Genomic DNA, 18,653 nt, shown 5'->3' with positions numbered 1-18,653 from the left:
TCTGCAGGGTACCCATTTGCAATAGCCCATGCAGAGACTGCATGGGCTATTCTATTTCAACCATTCCAGATCACTTCCTTAACATGCACATCAGTCTGCAAGCCAGCAACTAATTGGGTAATAGTCGATTTATCGTGCTTTTTGAATCTAAAGGTGACCACATAATTGCCGTCGGCCTGGTCCATTGAGCCGAATGATGTCTCCAGATTATCGTATTGGAATACGCGACTGATAATAGCTGCGATCGCTGTGCGGTCGGTAACGGTAACCTGCATTTCCCAGAGCCGGAACCGGCCGGCAATTCTTTTTTCTAGCGGCTGGATCATCCATAGAATAACAATGGCCAGTGCCGTGGTGACGGATGCCGCAAAATACATTCCGCCACCGGTAGCCAGTCCGATTGCAGCCACTGTCCATAATCCCGACGCGGTCGTCAACCCCCGGATGATGCCCTGCCTTAAAAAAAGAATGGTACCTGCACCAAGGAAGCCGATCCCGCTGATGACCTGTGCAGCGATCCGCGAAGGATCAAGCGTAACATGCTCACCAAGCACGTCGGAAAAGCTGTAAGCCGACACAATCATGATCAACGCTGAGCCGAGGCATACCATCATGTGTGTACGCAGTCCGGCCACCCAGTCCTTTCGCTCCCGTTCCAGTCCGATTACCGCGCCGAGCAATGCAGCCAGCGCCAAACGGGCCAGTATTTCAGTTTCGGAAATCATCATCCAAAATTAGGATTAATATCCCAGATACCGGCATGCCCCGCCCCGTGGTCTTTTATTGAGAATTTGAGGACCCTGGCGTAAACGGAATTACTTCATATTCCCTCGAAGGGGTTTCCTGTTGCTGTTCCGGGGCTACAGTATCGGTTGTTACCGGTTCCTTAATTTCGGGAACTGACGCTCCGTTGTTTTCAGGGGCCTTGTCGATCAGCTCCATAAACTGGTCGAGTTTTGGCGTAATGATAATCTGGGTACGACGATTCCGTGTTTTACCACTTTCCGTATCGTTACTGGCTATCGGATTATATTCGCCCCGGCCGGCCGCAGTAAGCCGCTTCGGGTCTACACCGTAATCGTTTTGCAGGGCCTGTACGACAGATGAGCCACGTAGTACGCTCAGGTCCCAGTTATTGCGGATATTCCGTTGGGAAATAGGCACATTGTCGGTATTACCTTCCACGAGCACCTCGTAATCACTATAGTCCATAATAATTTTGGCTATTTTGCTGAGTGTTTCTCCGGCCCGGCTGGATATTTCATAACTTCCCGACTTATATAACATGTTATCGGAAAGCGAAATGTAAACCACGCCTTTTAATACCTGCACGTCGACATCCTGCATTTCCTCGCGGCTCAGTGATCGGGTGAGCCTGTTGGTCAGTACCATATTCAGCGAGTCACTCTTATTTTTTGTGTTTACCAAATGTTGAATGTAACGGTTCGATGCATTGATTTCATCCACCAGCTTGGAAATATTGACGTTGCCCTGATTAGACGACGTTAGACATTTATCAAGTGCATCCTGTAACGCAGCGAGGTTTTTCCGTTCAGCAGCAATCTGATCTTCGAGGCTGCTGACACGTGTATTGGTCGATGAAAGCTGCTGCTGTGCTTCCTGATACCGCTTGCTTGTTTCTTGTTCTTTTGCGCGCATCTCTTCGTAACTGGTCTGTAACGACTGGTACTTTTTGTTGCTTACGCAGCTTGTTAAAAACAGGAAGGTGCCCATGGTTACCATTCCGGCATATATGGAAATTCGTTTCATAGCTTGTTCCTTTCTTTTTGCTATATCTATCTATGCGAACTTAATGCCAAAAAAAACTCGGTATTATTTTTCATGAGTAAAAAACAGTAAAAAGGAGCTGAAAACGGACCTATAGGTTAAATAGAGCCATAGATAGCACCAACTTCAAAAACCAAAAGGAAATATTGTCCATTCAGATCCCGATACCGAATGACACCGGAAGACAGCAAGGTCAGGTCATTTTTCCAGACTTAATGAATACGGAACATCCTCCAATCGCGTACCCCGTGAGGTATTCGGCACTTCGGCCATATTAAAATCAAGCACCGCGCCATTAATCAGATCGCCATGCTTAAGGTAACTTTTACCGTAATCATGACCATTAAGTCTTAGTGATTGGACATACCGATGGGAATCATCATTATTTATCGCATTAATTTCAAGTGTTTTACCTTCTCCAAGTTCAATTGTTACTTTTTTAAATAACGGAGCTCCAAGCACATACTCATCCGTGGCCGGAGTAACCGGATAAAAACCAAGAGCGGAAAAGACATACCATGCCGAAGTTTGCCCGTTGTCCTCGTCTCCGCAATAGCCATCGGGTGTAGGCAGGTACATCCGGTTCATTGTTTCCCGCACCCAATATTGTGTTTTCCAGGGTGCACCGGCATAATTATACAGGTAAATCATATGCTGGATCGGTTGATTGCCGTGTGCATACTGGCCCATATTGGCTATTTGCATTTCCCGGATCTCATGGATAGTAAACCCATAGTAACTGTTGTCAAATACGGGTGGTAAGGTAAATACCGAGTCGAGTTTGCGTACAAAAGCCTCATTTCCGCCCATCAGCTTCGCCAGTCCAGCTATGTCGTGGAATACTGACCACGAGTAGTGCCAGCTATTTCCTTCGGTGAACGCATCGCCCCATTTGAACGGATTGAAAGGTTGCTGGAAGCTTCCATCCCGGTTCTTCCCACGCATTAACCCGCTTTCACTATCGAAAAGTTTCTGATAGTTGAAGCTTCGCTGGCGATAACGGTCAATTTCCGCAGCAGGGCGACCCAATGCCTTGGCCAACTGGTAAATAGCAAAATCATCATAAGCATATTCCAGCGTACGTGCCGCATTTTCGTTAATACCCACATCATAAGGCACGTATCCCAGCTTGGTGTAATATGCTGCACCTGCACGGCCCACAGCCGGAAGCGGGCCAGCCTCGTTGCTCCCTTTCAATAGTGCTTCATACAGGGTTTCAATAGCGTAGCCCCGTACACCCTTGATGTATGCATCAGCCACTACCGCAGCGGAATTATTGCCAACCATCACATCCCGGTAACCCGGACTGGCCCATTCAGGAAGCCACCCCCCCTCCCGGTAAGCATTAACCAATCCGGCCTGTATTCTTTGATTAACTTCCGGATAAACCAGATTCAAAAAGGGAAATAACGCCCTAAAAGTATCCCAAAAGCCGGTGTCGGTAAATAGGAATCCCGGTAAAACCTGTCCATTATACGGACTGTAATGGATCACATTCCCGTCCGCGTCGTATTCGTAGAACATGCGGGGGAACAGGATAGTCCGATATAAGCAGGAATAAAACGTGCGCACCTGATCAATTGTCCCTCCGGCTACCCGCACCTTGCCCAGTTCGGCGTTCCAGCGATCCGCTCCCTCCTGCCTGACCGCTTCAAAATTCTTATCGCCAATTTCCCGGAGATTTAATTCGGCCTGTTCGTGGCTGATGAAAGACGATGCTACTTTCACTTGCACCTGATCACCACGGTTCGCAATCCGGAAACCAAGAATTGCTCCAACGTGATCGGCCTGCACTTCCAGTCTGCCGTCTACCAAAACCGAATCGGCAAAAGTGCCCAGTCCAGTAAAAGGTCTGTCAAATACCAAGACAAAATAATTACGGAAATTATCCGGAACGCCGCCACTGTTCCGGGTAGTGTAACCAATGAGCTTGTTTTCCCCGGGGATGATCTTTACATATGAACCCTTATCAAACGCATCAATAACCACAAACGCACTATCGGTCTGCGGAAATGTAAAGCGGAACCGGGCTGCTCTTTCCGTAGGTGTAATCTCCGTAGTAACATCGTGATCTGCCAAATAAACACGATAGTAATGTGGTTGAGCAGTTTCCGCTTTGTGAGAAAACCAGCTCGCGCGTTCATCTTCGTCGAAAGTGGGTTTACCGGTAATGGGCATAATGGAAAACTGACCATAATCATTCATCCAGGGTGATGGCTGGTGCGTCTGTTTGAATCCGCGTATCCGTTCGGCAGTATAGGTATACATCCACCCATCGCCCATTTTCCCCGTTTGCGGCGACCAAAAGTTCATTCCCCACGGCCGGGCGATAGCCGGATATGTGTTGCCATTGGACAGGCTGTGAACAGATTGGGTACCCATCAATGGGTTGACATAATCGAGTGGCTGGTCAACCTTGGTTACTTCCTGTCCGTAAATGTTGAATATACCGACCAGTGTCAATAGCAGCGTAAATGTGGTTTTCATAAGCAGATTATGCTAATCAGTTGTGCCGCTAATATGCATAAAAATTGCGAAAATGAAAACGCTAAAAGTATTTAGCCTGTCGCGCATCACATCAAGTTTCCAATACGAGCTTACCCATAAAATTCCCTGACTCCATCAGCGTGTGTGCTTCCGGCACCCGGGCGAGGGAAAAACTACGGTAAATAACCGGACGGAAGTCTCCCCGGCTAAGCCAGGGCCATACGTAACGCTCAACCGCCCGACATAAGTCAGCCTTAAATTCGCTGTCCCGGTTACGCAGTGTGCTTCCTGTCAACGTCAGGCGTTTTTGCATTAACCTGCTAATGTTTAGCGCCGCCTGCCGTCCACCGACCGCATTAATGAAAATGATCCGGCCCTCTTCAGCCAGCAAGTCAATATTGCGATCAAAATAAGGCGTGCCGATACTGTCCAGCAATACGTCAATTGTTCCGGCCTCCAGTTCCGTCGCAAAATCTCTGTCGCGGTAATTGATGCAGGAAACCGCGCCCAGCTCTTCGCAAAAACGGCATTTCTCATCCGTTCCTGCCGTGGCATACACTTTTGCTCCTGCAAGAGAAGCCAGCTGAATGGCGGTGGTACCGATTCCCCCGCTTCCACCATGTACGAGAAATGACTGGCCACTAATTAAACATCCACGTTGAAAAACATTGTGCCATACAGTTAACACCGTCTCCGGAAGACAAGCCGCTTCACAAAACGATACATTCGCCGGAATAGGCAGGCAATGTGATGCATCAGCAGCAGCGTATTCGGCATACCCGCCGCCCGGCAGCAGTGCACAGACCCGGTCGCCCGGTTTCCAGCGCGTAACTCCGCGACCACAATCCTCAACTATTCCAGCCACTTCCAATCCGGGAATATCCTGCACAACCCCTTCCGGTGCTGGATACTTACCTTGCCGCTGAAAGATGTCAGGTCGGTTGATCCCGGCCGCGTGTACTTTAATCAATACCTCGTTGGCGTTCACGTGAGGGATAGGCCGCTCCTGCATCGTTAATTGATCAGGACCTCCAGGTAACCGGATTACAATAGCTTTCATCAGGTTTTTGATGGATATTTTTGCAGACGGATATTCAGCGACAGCATAAAATACCGGGCTAGCCGGTTATTACGGACGTCCAGCACATCGTTGCCCAGCACTTCCCGTGTAACACCGGTGTTTTCATTAAACAGGTCGAATCCCTGCAGGCGGAGTAGTGCCATGTTATTCTTCAGGAACGTACATTCAATGTAGGCGTTCAGCAATGTAGGATTTGCATTGACAAAATATCCGGTATTGAGCCGGTGTGACATATCAAAACCGAAAGCCCAATTATCGGAAAGATAACCCTTTGCCGCCAGTCCGAATAAGAACGAGTTTGCGCTAATTCCTTCGGTAGACAGTAAAGAGTAGCGGGTACGGTTGAATGTGTAGCTGCTATTCAGCTCCGTTTCAATGACATCGGCTACTGAAAAACGGAGCTGTGCTGCCTGGGAATAGATAAAATTACGTCCAAAATAGCGTGCTGTATCTATGTAAGAGATGTTATTGACATAGTCGGCCATGCCGTTGAGGTTAAGCTGCACGTTTTCATTGAACACCGGCGTACTGTACATGTAATAACCCCGGACATCAAAGTAACCATTGGTATTGCGAAAACTGGTACGCTGTACGGTACTGTTCGGGAGACTCTCCCGGATGGTCACGATTTTGTTCTGGACCTGATTTACTGACAACTGCGCTTCAAAAAAGCGGTTCATGCCTATTCTGGTACGCCGATACCGCGTCGTAATCCGATTCACAAACTCAGCCTTGAGCTCCGCGTTACCCATAATGATGTTCTGAGAGTTGGTCAGGTCCTGCACCGGCTGTATCTGCGAGAAATTCGGTTGGTTATTAGTGCCGAGGTAATCAATAGACCACTCACTTTCGTCGTTGATACGATACCGGAAACCGGCGCTTGGTATCATATTGACATTCCGGTGCCTGGTGACAATTTCCCTGCTCAGCGTGTGGCCGCTTAACAACAATGGCTGCACGGCAAAGCCCAGCGTATATCTGAACCGTTCACTTTTATCCATCTGGTAATTCAGGCCTATGCGGTTGCTTTCAAAAAAGTAAGCATAGTCAACACTCAATGAGTCGACAGGTACCTGTTTCGACCGATCCCACACGCTCCGGCGGTTATCAATATTCGTGTAATTATATTCGTAATTGATTTCCAGGATGCTGTTTTTATCAATGGGTTCAATGTATGCCGCACGTAGCCGGCCAATCTGGTTCCGGCTATTACTTCTTACATTCTGTTCCAGCGCATTTACTTCCCCATCGTTAGGCAAACCAGTATAGATATCAACGCTCTGGAAATAATCATTAATGCTATCCAGCTTATCCTGCTTGGCGTACCTCCCCAGCATATTCAATACAAATTTCCGGCCCGGCTTGTTGAAGAGGCGTGAATACAGAACATCGACATCAAAATTGGGAGATGAGGCATTTTCATTCGCCTCATAAGTTCGATAGGTTTGCTCATTGGCGATGCTCTTATTCTGAATGGTATTTACACTCTGGTTATTCGTCCGGGAAGTATTGAATGAAATATTCGGACTGACCTTCAGGTAATTTTTAGCATCCAGCTGGGCCTCTACATCCCAGGTCATCAGGTGGTGCATATTATCCGAATTTACTTCACGGCTTTCCTGGTTAATGATGGGCCGGAAATCGTACATACTTCGCAACTGCGAGTTGCCAATGGTATTATTTTTACGATTGGTAAACGTGTATTTTCCGTATATATTGACATTATCCACCACCTCGTCGGAATAGGTCAGTCCAAGTGAGTTGGTCGTATTTACACCATCTACGGGATCCATCATGCCTGTTAAATCGGTATTGCCCCGTTCCCTGCTGCCGGCACCACTCGGTGCACCGTAACTAAACAGGCTGGTGTTTGTATTATTAAACGAACCCACCATGGAAAATTCCTGTCCGTCATTAAAATTATTGATACCCATGCTGCCGATATACCGGTCGCTTGTCCCCCCACCCCCGGTTACCTGGCCGAAGAGAATACGCTTCTTATCTTCTTTCAACACGATGTTAAGTATCTTTTCAGGTGGCGAATCCCTGATACCGGTTTTGCTTGCCATGTCACCGTAGTAATCAACAACCTGTATCGATTGGATAAATTCGGCGGGCAGGTTCCGCGTGGCTGTCAGCACTTCTCCACCAAAGAAATTCTTACTGTCTACCTGTACCCGGCTGATCTGTTTTCCCTGGGCCAGAACCGTACCGTCGCGGCTTACCTGTATGCCGGGCAGCAGTTTCAGTGCTTCTTCCAGCAATGAGTTCTTTCGGATGTTATACGCATCCAGGTTATATTGGATGGTGTCGCCCATAAACACAATCGGCCGCACGTGGTTGATCACGACTTCCCTTAGAAGCGTCTGCTGCGGGCGCAACACCGTCGGAAGTAACCGGATGGAAGCCACTGGAAGTTCGGACTGGTAAACCTTATCAAGGATCTGGTAGCCGATCATACTGAACGTCAAGCGGAAATCGGGACCAATGACGCCAGTAAATGCGAACGATCCATTTTGGGCGGTCGTAACCAGCATGGTGTCCAATATTGTGGAAAGCCGGACATTCACACCCTGCAACGGCGCGCCCGAAGTATCGATTACGACACCCGTGATTTCTTTTTGCCGGGATTGCCCCAGGGCGTGTACCGACATAAAAAGAAACGCAAAGAAAAGGAGCCTATGTATAGCTATCGGTGGCAACTGTCGTCAGTAAAATAATATGGTATATCTGTATCAAATATAATGCGAGTAAGCTGAATAAACCTGCTCCTGTCTATAGAGAACGAAAGATAAGATATAATCCGTATGTCTGCAAAAAAAATCGGGCTGCCTCCGGAAAAGAGGTAGCCCGATCTGTATGGTATGTAACACTGTTACTAGCCTTCGTAGCTTACTTTTGGAATGTGTTTATCAATCTCCCAGCGGCCCGTGCCTTCCTCTCCGATCACATCGAACATTTCCAGAATCCGGCGCGCCACATATTCTTCCTCAATCTGCTCTTCCAGGAACCATTGGATAAATTGGAATGTCACAAAATCCTTCACTTTCATGCATTTATCAGCAATGTTATTAAACTGCTGAGTCACATACATCTCCTGCTCGAGCATCTGCTCAAAGACACCCCGGAACGATTCAAAATCCGCAGGAATATTGACTATTTCGGGGGAAATTGCACGACCACCCCGGTCATTTACATAATTAAACAGTTTCAGCATGTGGGTACGCTCTTCTTCGGATTGTTTGGCGAAGAAATCAGCGCTGAAATCATACCCCTGATCATCACACCAGGATGACATGGCCAGGTAAATGGATGAAGAGTGTGCCTCTACTTTAATCTGTTCATTTAATATCTTTTCGATTTCCTCATTTAATGAAGTCTTCAAACGCAATAAGTCTTTCATAGTGCTTGTTCTTTTAAAATTGATCATGGTTACGACGCCATGTTTTCAGTAATACAAATATACGAAAACGAAGGGTAAATCGTTCAAAACAAAAGCAATACAAATTCAGTCTAAATTATAAGGAGATTACCGTCAATGATTGGTAGTCTGCGGCCGGAATGCGCGGTCTGGGGTTACGTTCAGACATTCATTGACCACACTGTTCAGTTCGATCATAAACTTCGCCCCTGCCAGCAGTTCCCGCAAATTCAGCACGGCATTAATGTCCAGTACGAAGCAACGCGGGGTGCGGAAAGGCATGATGATCGTGAAATCAGCTGTACGTGACGAATCGATGATCATGGCAGAAATGTCCACTGCATCAACTTTTTTCTTGAAATTGAAAAAGTCACTCACCTTAAACGCGGTTGTGCCACCAGCAAAATCAAGCCAATAGCAATTCTGCCTGCTGCATTGGTATACCGCGCCGTGATCTGTTTTATAGACTTCCTCAAAATGAGCCAGTGGGCAAATCATTATCAATTCTTGTTGATCGCCTGCGAAGATACGGAATTATTTATAATCAGTCCAAACCAAAATGAAATTTTAAAACAGCCTGTTATAACAGGCTGTTTTTATCAACTTTTTCCACGCGACTACCGTCTTTCAATGTCTTGCTGATAGCATTGAATGGCCGTGATACCACTTCATCCCCCTCGGAAAGGCCTGATAGGATGCGGATATATGTATCATCCTGAATGCCGGTCGTCACTTCTGTCTGGTGCACTTTCCCCGCATTATCATATACGAACACATATTCCTTCATCTTCGCGTTACCGTTTGCGGAGGCGCCGGTTGGTTTTGCTTCAGTTGCCGTGGTATCCTGGGCTTCACGCAGGGTAACGGACTGGATGGACACCGCTAAACCGGTATCCTGGCGGGTATGGATATCTACCGTCGCCGAAAGCCCCGGCCGGAAAGGTGATGGATTAGCCTGGTCTTCCTTAATCAGATCTTCATACGATTCGGGCAGTATACGGACTTTCACATTAAAATTGGTTACCTGATCGGTACCCGCCTCCGTTGCAGTCGCGGCCGCTGCGGTGGTTGATGAGCTGGCTATCTCTGTAACCCGGCCCTTGAATTTCCGGTTTTGGAAAGCGTCCACTTCAATCGTCGCCTCGTTGTTCAACGACACCCGGTTAATATCATTTTCGTTGACTTCAACAACTACTTCCATGGCATTCATATCGGCAATTCGCATGATCTCCGTACCGGCCATCTGCGCTGTACCTACCACACGTTCACCGAGTTCCACCTGAAGCAATGATATCACGCCATCCGTTGGCGCATAAATGGTGGTACGTGCCAGGTTGTCACCGGCCTCCTGTACAGACGCCTGCGACTGGTCAACACCGTATTTGGTAGCCAGTACATTTTGCCGTTGCGCTTCGAGGTTTGCCCTTGCGCTTTCATAATCGGCCCGCACCTGGTCAAATTCAGCAGCGGAGACCACTTTTTTATCATAAAGTTCCCGATTCCGCTTAAACGTAGCTTCTACATTGGCAAAGTTAGCTTCCTGTTGCTTAAGCTGTTGCTCCGCAACTGACAGGCTCGCCCGCTGGGCATTCAACGACGCTACGGCCCGCTCGTATCCCGATTGCAGGATGTCCGGTCGTATGCGGCACAGGACCTGTCCTTTGGTCACGACGTCACCTTCCTTTACATTCAATTCCACAATTTCACCGGAAACTTCGGAACTGAGCTTCACTTCTACCTCCGGATGGACCTTTCCGCTGGCTGACACTTGTTCGTTTACCGTCCTTTTCTCTACCTTATCGGTGGCCACCTTGATAACATCCCCCTGGCCTATCCAACCCGCCTTATTGGCGACGACGACCAGAATCAATAAAATAACTGCCCCGATGAGCACATATTTAAGGGTATTTTTCTTTTTTGCCATTAGTATAAATTTGGGTTGTTAGTTTTCCTGTTCCGTTCCGAATGCAATAGTTTTGCCCAGATAAAAATCAATTACCTTGCTCCTGAAAATGAGGTCATACCGCGACTGGATATAATCAAACTCCGCCTTGTTCCTATTTGTTTGGGCGGTAAACAATTCGATGGAGTTGGCCAGTCCTACCTCAAAGCGCTGCTCAATTACCTCGAATGCATCTTTTGCCGACGTAAAGGCCGTCTCCGTGGAATAGAGCCGCTTTTCGGCCGAACGGAGATCCAGCACCGCCTGATTGATGATCTTGCTCAGGTTATTATTTGTCAACTGTTCATTAACCAATGCATTCTGGTAGCTGATCCGGGCACGGTTTACATTAATTTTCGTCTGCAAGTTATTGAATATCGGGATATTAATGGTAACCCCCACCGATTGTGCGAAATTTCTTTGCAATTGCTTGCCAAACCGCATTACCGGCGAGTTGATCTCGAGATCGGGAATAGCAGACGAATAATTCGTGCCCAGATTTCCTCCAAGACTGACTGTGGGATAATAAGCGCTCTTCGCGATAGCAATATTTCTTTCGGCCACCTGGGTCTGTTCCCTGGCCATCCGAACATCCGGATAAATCGAAGCCGCTTCTTCATAAACCTGCGCCGCGCTATAAACGTTCTCCGTGTTTTCAAATTCGGCGATATTAGGTTTTATCAGCCGGATATCCACCGCAGGATTAACTTCCATCAGCTGTTTTAAGTCAAGTATCGCAAGGTCATATGCATTCTGGGCCGTTGTTACATTGAGCTCGTCCGTGGCCACCTGGCTTTTTGCCTGCGACAAATCGGCCAGCGTATTGTTTCCTACTTCAAAGTTAGCTTCGGCCACCGTTAACTGCTCTTCGGAGAGGCTGAGCTGCTGCTCGCTGGCCGTGAGCAGATCCAGGTTCGTCAGGCACTCGAGGTATTTCGTGGCCACCGCCAGCGTAAGGTCATTTTTAGTCTTATCAATATTACTGGCATCAGCCATGAGCTGGTGGCGGTTGGCCGCTACCTGGCGCACACGCATGAATCCCTGAAAAAGATTCACGTTGGCATTCAGCCCGCCGTTTACGTTATTGGCCGATTCCGTGGTCAGCTGGCCTACATCGGAATTAAAAAACAATCCCCAGTTCTTGCTTCCCGATAGCATGGCATTCACGGTTGGATAAAAGTTCATTTTTGATTGTTTCAGGTCCTGATCCGCCAATGCATATTGAAATTCAGCTTGCTTCACCTGAAGGTTGTTTTCAACGGCCCGCTGTATGGCGTCCCGGATGGAGAGTTGTTCCTGAGCTGTGGCAGACCATATGCTACCGCCCAACACGGCCATGGTGATCAGGCAATTAAAACGGGTTTGTTTTTTCATTTAACTGATTTGTTTTCCGGCAATTTCTGTCCTAAGCCTTATATTCGCAAAAAAAAAGATGTATCTGACAAAAGCTCCCTTATTGCTTCAATGGCTTTATCCCACACTCACCTGGCACCGCAGCCGGTCAGAAAAGCGTCTTTATCTTACATTTGACGATGGTCCCATACCGGATGTTACACCACAAATCCTAAACACGTTAAAAAATTATCAAATAAAGGCCACTTTTTTCTGTGTTGGCGAAAATATAAAAAAACATCCTGATTTATTTCATCGCGTGCTCGAAAACGGACATCGGATCGGGAACCACACTTATCATCACCTAAACGGCTGGCACACACCGACAGACACCTATCTGGCAGATATCAGCCGGTGTGAACAGCTTACCCGGTCCAACCTGTTCCGCCCTCCGTATGGACGTGGTACGCGGACACAGTATGCCAGGTTACGTCAGCAGTATGAAATTATTATGTGGGATGTACTCAGCGGTGACTTTGACCAGCAGCTGTCACCGGACCGTTGTTTAGCCAACGTAACCAGGCATGCCCGGAATGGTTCCATTGTTGTATTCCACGACAACGTAAAGGCCATTCCCCGGGTTACCTATGCCCTGCCCCGCGCCATCGAATACTGGCTGGATAAAGGCTATCAGTTCGATGTGCTCTGATACGGGCCCGTTCATTTAATCTCCAGATTCAATTCCGCCATGGAATAGGCGCTGAAGTAGCCCAACGCGCCGCCTTCAATATTGGATGGCGGATTAGCCGGGGCCGCAGTGCCCGGATTTGTCAGCTGCACGGCGTTCCAGAAATCAAACATAGCCTGATCCACACATTGCATATAAACGGTCACGGCATCGCCTGTACGTAATTCTTCGTCTGCATCGCCCACATGCTCGGTAATATAATTGCCATCATTAAACTTATCGTTGGCAGCATGGGCAAACCGGGCGGGACCGCCATTCACACGAAGCATATAACGGTAATAGTTCGGTTGTTCGGGCGGGTCCTGGTATGCAATTGCCACGTATTTCTGTTCTTCCCCAAAGAGGTGGGTTACCGCAGTACCCACGGAGTCAATCTGTATCATGGGTGGCATCTGTGAAACAGCAGTATACGTATTCCCATCGACACGCACAAGCAGGTGATATGTTTCACGTATCCTTCCAAAAAAATGATCAGCAACATACCTGCCCGGCGAGTGCTCCACAAACTGGTGGACTACCCCCAATCCATCTGTCACTTCCACCTGCGCTCCTGAAACGCCATCAAACCCACCCTCTTGGTTAAATGCCATTGTTTTACTTAACGTAATCACTTGCTGGTCTGCTTGATCATGTATCTCCCCGATAATGACCAGCTGCGGGTTGGCGTCATTCAGATTTAAGTCAATAACATCTTCACATGAAAATAGTAATGAGCTGATAACAAGAATAAAAAACTTTGTAGCGTTCATAACCTAAAACTTAAAATTCCATGTGATAGACGGAATAATGCCAAATAATGCAATCCGGTACGCCTCGGTTACCGCTGGGTTTGTTTCACTTTCCCTGAAATCGATCAGGTAAGCGTTTTTACGGTTATAGGCATTGTAAACTCCCAAGGTCCAGCTGGAAGCAAACCGATTCGTTGGTTTCGATTCCCAGGTCACGCCCAGATCCAGCCGATGGTAGTCAGGCATACGGTACCCATTACGTTCGGTATAGTACCAGAGTGTCTCCTCTCCAACCGTATATTTGCCACTGGGGAACGTAACAGCGTTGCCCGTACTATAAATAAACGTAGCCGACACATTCCAGCGGGGCGACAGCTGGTACATCGCCACGGCCGCTGCGTCGTGTGTACGGTCCTGCCGGGCGGCAAACCACCTGCCTTCATTAATTGCATCAAACTGGCGTTCACTGCGCGATAGCCCATAGCTTAACCACCCGTTAAATTTTCCCGATTTCTTTTTCAGAAATAATTCCACGCCGTATGCACGGCCGAGGCCGAACAGCAGCTCCGATTCAATGTGATTATTGGCCTGTAGATCCGCTCCATTCCGGTAGTCGATCTGATGCTGCATATACTTATAATAGGTTTCGGCCGAGAACTCATAGGCGTCACCGCCAAATTGCTGGTAGTATCCAAGCGCAGCCTGATCGGCAACCTGCGGCTTAATGTTATTGCTGCTCATTACCCAGGCATCGGTTGGCAGACTGGAGGTGGAATTAGACAGCTGATGCAGGTTCTGCGTGTTTCGGTTATACGAAAATTTAATACTCTTATCCGCGGTCAATTGATAACTCAGCGAGAGCCGGGGTTCAAATCGGAGATAATGCGTTACCAACTCCCCTTTTTCATACGTATCACTTTGTGTTATATCCCCTGCTTCGTCATATGTAGAAAAAGTTCCCGGACCGAACAGCAAAAAATTACTGACCCGGAGGCCGTACACCAGACTCAACTGTGGAACGGGCTTCCATTCATGCGAAAGATAAGCGGCCAGCTCCGCCCCCCGCCGGTCCTCCAGCTGCAGGCTGTTGACCGGCGTATCTTCATTGGCCTCGATACTCGCCGGCTGGATACGCTGCTGAAGCAGATCCACCCCGAAACGCAACGTGCTGTTATTGGACGAATAAAACTGGAAATCCTGCTTCAGATTGTAATTGCGAATGCGGGACGCGATCATAAAGTCAAAATCGTTGCTGGTAATGGCAACGTTATAGTTAAAATCACTGAACACCAATACCGTGTTTGAAAACATCCGCTCACTCAGCAGGCTGTTCCAGCGGAGCGTAGACGTTACGTTTCCCCAGTCAAAGCCAAACTGGTCGGAATAGCCCAGTACGTCCCTTCCGAAATACCCGGAAAGGAATATCGTATTTCGGTCATTGAGCCGATAATTTGCCTTGGCATTAAGGTCATAAAAGTATAAGCGGCTTTGGTTGATATCCGGGTCATTGGACAGCTTCAGAAAGAGGTCCGCATAGGTCCGCCGGCCACTGACCATGAATGATCCCCGATCGGCGACAATCGGCCCGTCCACTTTCAGCCGTGAGGCAATAAGGCCAACGCCGCCCTGGGCGCCAAATGTCTGTTGATTGCCATCAAGCATCAGAATGTCCAGTACAGAAGCCAGGCGCCCACCGTATTGTGCGGGCATCCCTCCTTTATACAGTTTTATCTCCTTGATTGCATCCGAATTGAATGTGGAAAAAAACCCAAACAGATGGGACGCATTATACACCGTAGCCTCATCCAATAAAATGAGGTTCTGGTCGCCCGCACCGCCACGCACGTGGAAATTACTGCTTCCCTCGCCACCGGATACCACGCCTGGCAGAAGCTGTATCGTCTTAAGCACGTCCTTTTCGCCAAATAATACCGGCACGTGCCGGATTTCATTGACATCAACCCGATTCACGCCCATTTGCGGGTTCCGTATATGATCGTCCTGCACCGTCCGGCCGATTGTAACCTCGTCAAGCAATTCGCCCGCCGACAGAGTAACATCCACGGGTTTGTCTCCGTTGAGCTGGATGGCGATTTCCTGTGGCTGGTAACCCACGTGCGAAAACACAAGTACGTAATCGGATTCGGGAAGTGTGAGGGAGTAAAACCCGTAGCTGTTGGTACGTGTTCCGGTTGATGCATTGTCCTGTAGCTGAACACTGGCCCCGATCAACGTTTCACCGGTACCGGCATCACGGATATACCCGCTGATGGTGTGCCGGGACTGTGCGGCAGCTGTATCAAAAAGACAACTCAATAGGCTAATGAAGCACCACGTAATCCCCCAAAAAGACCGATTTTTAGTAATCGGTAAACAAACCGCAATTGAACACATGAATAATTATTAGTTACAATAATACAGGCTTTATTTATAAATTGCTCGGATTATTGAATAATTATCGTTTTATTACCGTTTGTTTAACTCTAATTTCATCTCCATGAAAAATATTAAAAACCGATTATCGATCTGTCTGGCACTTGCTGTATTCGCCGGATGCAATTCCGGGCAGACCACGGAAAACAACCAGCAGGATACGACCGCCACAGCCAACGGCACTGACGGCTGGATATTCCTGTTTGACGGTAAGTCAACAGCCGGATGGCATACTTACCTGAAAGATACGGTATCTGCCGCCTGGACAGCGCAGGATGGCGAATTACGTTTCAACCCAGATGTTACGACTGAACAGCGCGGAGACATTGTGACAGATAATGAGTATGAAAATTTTGAACTGGAACTGGAATGGAAAATTTCTGCGGGTGGCAACAGCGGGGTGATCTTTGGCATACACGAAGACCCCAAATTCAACGCGACCTACCTGACAGGGATCGAGATGCAGGTATTGGATAACATTGATGCCGAAGACAATAAACAGGAAAATCACCTGGCCGGCACCTTATATGATCTGATCGGCAGCAAGGAAATATCCCAGCCCAAAGCGGTTGGCGAGTGGAATCAGGCCCGCGTCCGCAAACAGGATGGTTTGATTACGTTATGGCTTAATGGCGTACAGACGGCCGAGGTAAAAGTTGGCAGCTCCGAATGGAACGAGGTGCTCAAAGCCAGTAAATTCAAGGATTGGGAAGGATTTGCACAATACGCAAAAGGTAAAATCGCGCTTCAGGACCATGGTAACGTGGTGGCATACCGGAATATCCGCATCAAAGCACTTTAATTTATGCTGAATTGATGGATGGTCCGGACCGGACCATCCATCAATTCATTATCTATTCCAAATAAGTGCCCTGTCGCATTAACAACGCCCGGTACTTATTAAACACCGCTGATTTAGATACAAAGCCCATATAGTTATCCTGGTGATCAACGACCGGAAGTATCCAGATATCCTCCCGGTTCATCTTATGCATAACGGCTTCCATGTTAGCGTCCATCCGGATAATATCCACCGGCTTTTCTGCCAATTCACGCATGGTTTTCCCAGCCTTCGCCGTATGCTCACCAAGCAAAATTTCCAGTAGCTGTTCACTGTAAATAATTCCCAACAGCTTTCCGCCGTCGTCAACCACAGGAAAAATATTGCGTTTGGTATGGATGATGTCATGCCGCCTATCCACCGGATATTCATCCGGACGCAGAACCGTAAAGTTACGTTCCAACAGGTACCTCAGTTTCATCATGCTCAACACCGTCCGATCTTTATCTTCGTGGGTCAGCAAATCACCCTGTTCTGCCAGTACCTTGGTATAAATGGAATATTTAAGTGAAGCCCGGTTGATGAAATAAGATATCGCGGTTACCAGCATTAACGGAACCATCAGTGCGTAACCACCTGTAATTTCCGCGATAAGGAAAATAGCCGTCAACGGCGCGTGCATGATTCCGCTGAGCGCTGCGGCCATCCCGGCCACCACAAAATTTGCCACATTCAATTCCACCAACCCAGTCTGGTTGAGGCCAAAAGAAAATGTGAACCCCAGCAATCCGCCCATCACCAGACTCGGCCCGAAAACACCGCCGTTCCCCCCACTGTTCAGTGTGATTAACGCGGCAATAGACTTGGCAAACACGGTCACCAGCGCATACAAAGTAACCAGTATACCCACGTGCTGGTAGTCGGAGAAAATGCTGTTTTCCAAAAGTGCACCATGCCTGCCGTTGAGCAGCTGCTGAATCGCAATATATCCTTCTCCATAAAGTGATGGAAACAGGAATATCAACAGCCCCAGGCATAAACCGCTTACCCATACACGCTGATATGCATTCTTTATCCGCGAAAAAAACTGCTTGGACCAAGTACTCATCTTCGCAAAATAAATGGAAAATAGCCCGACACACACGGATAGCAACAGATAAAAGAACAATGCCTCCAATTCCCAATCGTCGGTCACCAGGTGAAACAGGGGTTCGCTATATAACAATCGTGACACGACGGAGGCCGTAGCGGCAGCCATCAGCAGGGGTATAAAGGCAGGGATGGAAAATTCAGGCAGCAGGATCTCGATAGCGAAGATTACCCCTGCAACCGGACTATTGAAGGCTCCTGCAATGCCCGCCGCTGCCCCGCATGCCAGCAACAGCGTAATCTCCCGGTAACTCAGTCCAAAAAACCGGCCCGCATTGGACCCGATAGCTGCACCGCTGTAGGCTATGGGGGCTTCAAGGCCCGCAGATCCACCAAAACCAACCGTTAATGCACTGGTTATGATCTGTGAATAGACGTTATGTTTTTCAATTCTGCTTGATTTCCTCGAAATCGAATATATAATGGGGGTAATTCCGTGTTCAAACGTGCCTTTACGGATAAACCGCCGGACATACAGTACGCTCAACAGGATACCGATCAGTGGAAAAAATAAATACAGGTAATATTTATATTGCCATTGGACATCGTCCTGCAAAAATGCAGCGATACGGTGTGTGAGCCCCTTAAGCACGGCCGCAGCCAGTCCGCCGATCAGACCAACAACCAAAGCCAAAACAACCAAAAAATTGCGATTGGATATTTTTTGTATCCGCCATTGATTAAGGCGTTGAATGATATGACGGGGATTTTTCCGCATGCGTATCGATGCAAAAATAGAGAAAGCATCGTGACAGGCAATATA

General features: G+C 48.0%; 14 protein-coding genes. 2 read left to right on the top strand and 12 right to left on the bottom strand.

Going from position 1 to position 18,653, the window contains the following annotated elements:
- Nucleotides 1–56: 56 nt before the first annotated feature.
- From NEV57_RS01660 to NEV57_RS01620, 9 genes are all read right to left on the bottom strand, one after another.
- Complete coding sequence (locus NEV57_RS01660) at nt 57–728, bottom strand: MgtC/SapB family protein (RefSeq protein ID WP_257656543.1); 672 nt, start codon at nt 726–728, stop codon at nt 57–59.
- A 52-nt stretch (nt 729–780) separates the two neighbouring features.
- On the bottom strand, nt 781–1,770 hold the full coding sequence (locus tag NEV57_RS01655; RefSeq protein ID WP_372340055.1) for an OmpA family protein: 990 nt from the start codon (nt 1,768–1,770) through the stop codon (nt 781–783).
- Nucleotides 1,771–1,986: 216 nt separating this feature from the next.
- On the bottom strand, nt 1,987–4,275 hold the full coding sequence (locus NEV57_RS01650) for a GH92 family glycosyl hydrolase (protein WP_257656542.1): 2,289 nt from the start codon (nt 4,273–4,275) through the stop codon (nt 1,987–1,989).
- A gap of 91 nt (nt 4,276–4,366) precedes the next feature.
- The gene (locus NEV57_RS01645) at nt 4,367–5,335 is read right to left on the bottom strand and encodes an NAD(P)H-quinone oxidoreductase (RefSeq protein ID WP_257656541.1); all 969 of its coding nucleotides are present in this window, start codon (nt 5,333–5,335) and stop codon (nt 4,367–4,369) included.
- Nucleotides 5,335–8,010 (bottom strand): TonB-dependent receptor, encoded by a 2,676-nt coding sequence (locus tag NEV57_RS01640; RefSeq protein ID WP_257656540.1) that lies wholly within the window; start codon nt 8,008–8,010, stop codon nt 5,335–5,337. Before NEV57_RS01640 ends, NEV57_RS01645 begins: the two co-directional genes overlap by 1 nt.
- Before the next feature lie 224 nt (nt 8,011–8,234).
- Nucleotides 8,235–8,759 carry a ferritin gene (locus NEV57_RS01635; RefSeq protein ID WP_257656539.1) on the bottom strand — a complete coding sequence of 175 codons (525 nt, stop codon included), beginning with the start codon at nt 8,757–8,759 and terminating at the stop codon, nt 8,235–8,237.
- Between the two features lie 132 nt (nt 8,760–8,891).
- The gene (locus NEV57_RS01630; RefSeq protein ID WP_257656538.1) at nt 8,892–9,275 is read right to left on the bottom strand and encodes a hypothetical protein; all 384 of its coding nucleotides are present in this window, start codon (nt 9,273–9,275) and stop codon (nt 8,892–8,894) included.
- A gap of 82 nt (nt 9,276–9,357) precedes the next feature.
- Nucleotides 9,358–10,701, bottom strand: a complete 1,344-nt coding sequence (locus NEV57_RS01625) for an efflux RND transporter periplasmic adaptor subunit (protein WP_257656537.1) — start codon at nt 10,699–10,701, stop codon at nt 9,358–9,360.
- Nucleotides 10,702–10,719: 18 nt separating this feature from the next.
- The gene (locus NEV57_RS01620; protein WP_257656536.1) at nt 10,720–12,093 is read right to left on the bottom strand and encodes a TolC family protein; all 1,374 of its coding nucleotides are present in this window, start codon (nt 12,091–12,093) and stop codon (nt 10,720–10,722) included.
- Nucleotides 12,094–12,151: 58 nt separating this feature from the next.
- Between NEV57_RS01620 and NEV57_RS01615 the strand changes: the two genes are divergently transcribed.
- Nucleotides 12,152–12,760 (top strand): polysaccharide deacetylase family protein, encoded by a 609-nt coding sequence (locus tag NEV57_RS01615; RefSeq protein ID WP_257656535.1) that lies wholly within the window; start codon nt 12,152–12,154, stop codon nt 12,758–12,760.
- A gap of 11 nt (nt 12,761–12,771) precedes the next feature.
- Here NEV57_RS01615 and NEV57_RS01610 read toward each other — a convergent pair whose 3' ends face one another.
- The gene (locus tag NEV57_RS01610) at nt 12,772–13,548 is read right to left on the bottom strand and encodes a DUF4249 domain-containing protein (RefSeq protein WP_257656534.1); all 777 of its coding nucleotides are present in this window, start codon (nt 13,546–13,548) and stop codon (nt 12,772–12,774) included.
- Nucleotides 13,549–13,551: 3 nt separating this feature from the next.
- On the bottom strand, nt 13,552–15,843 hold the full coding sequence (locus NEV57_RS01605) for a TonB-dependent receptor (protein ID WP_257656533.1): 2,292 nt from the start codon (nt 15,841–15,843) through the stop codon (nt 13,552–13,554).
- Nucleotides 15,844–16,024: 181 nt separating this feature from the next.
- On the opposite strand from NEV57_RS01605, the gene NEV57_RS01600 reads away from it, so the two are divergent.
- Entirely contained in the window at nt 16,025–16,762 is a 738-nt protein-coding gene (locus NEV57_RS01600) for a 3-keto-disaccharide hydrolase (protein WP_257656532.1), read from the top strand.
- Nucleotides 16,763–16,814: 52 nt separating this feature from the next.
- Here the strand turns inward: NEV57_RS01600 and NEV57_RS01595 are convergent, their stop codons facing one another.
- Entirely contained in the window at nt 16,815–18,608 is a 1,794-nt protein-coding gene (locus NEV57_RS01595) for a chloride channel protein (RefSeq protein WP_257656531.1), read from the bottom strand.
- Nucleotides 18,609–18,653 lie beyond the last annotated feature (45 nt).

The sequence above is a fragment of the Parapedobacter lycopersici genome (assembly GCF_024643285.1).
Taxonomy (GTDB): Bacteria; Bacteroidota; Bacteroidia; order Sphingobacteriales; family Sphingobacteriaceae; genus Parapedobacter; species Parapedobacter lycopersici.
Note: the sequence above shows the minus strand (reverse complement) of the source record. Positions and strands in the feature narration are given on the sequence as shown.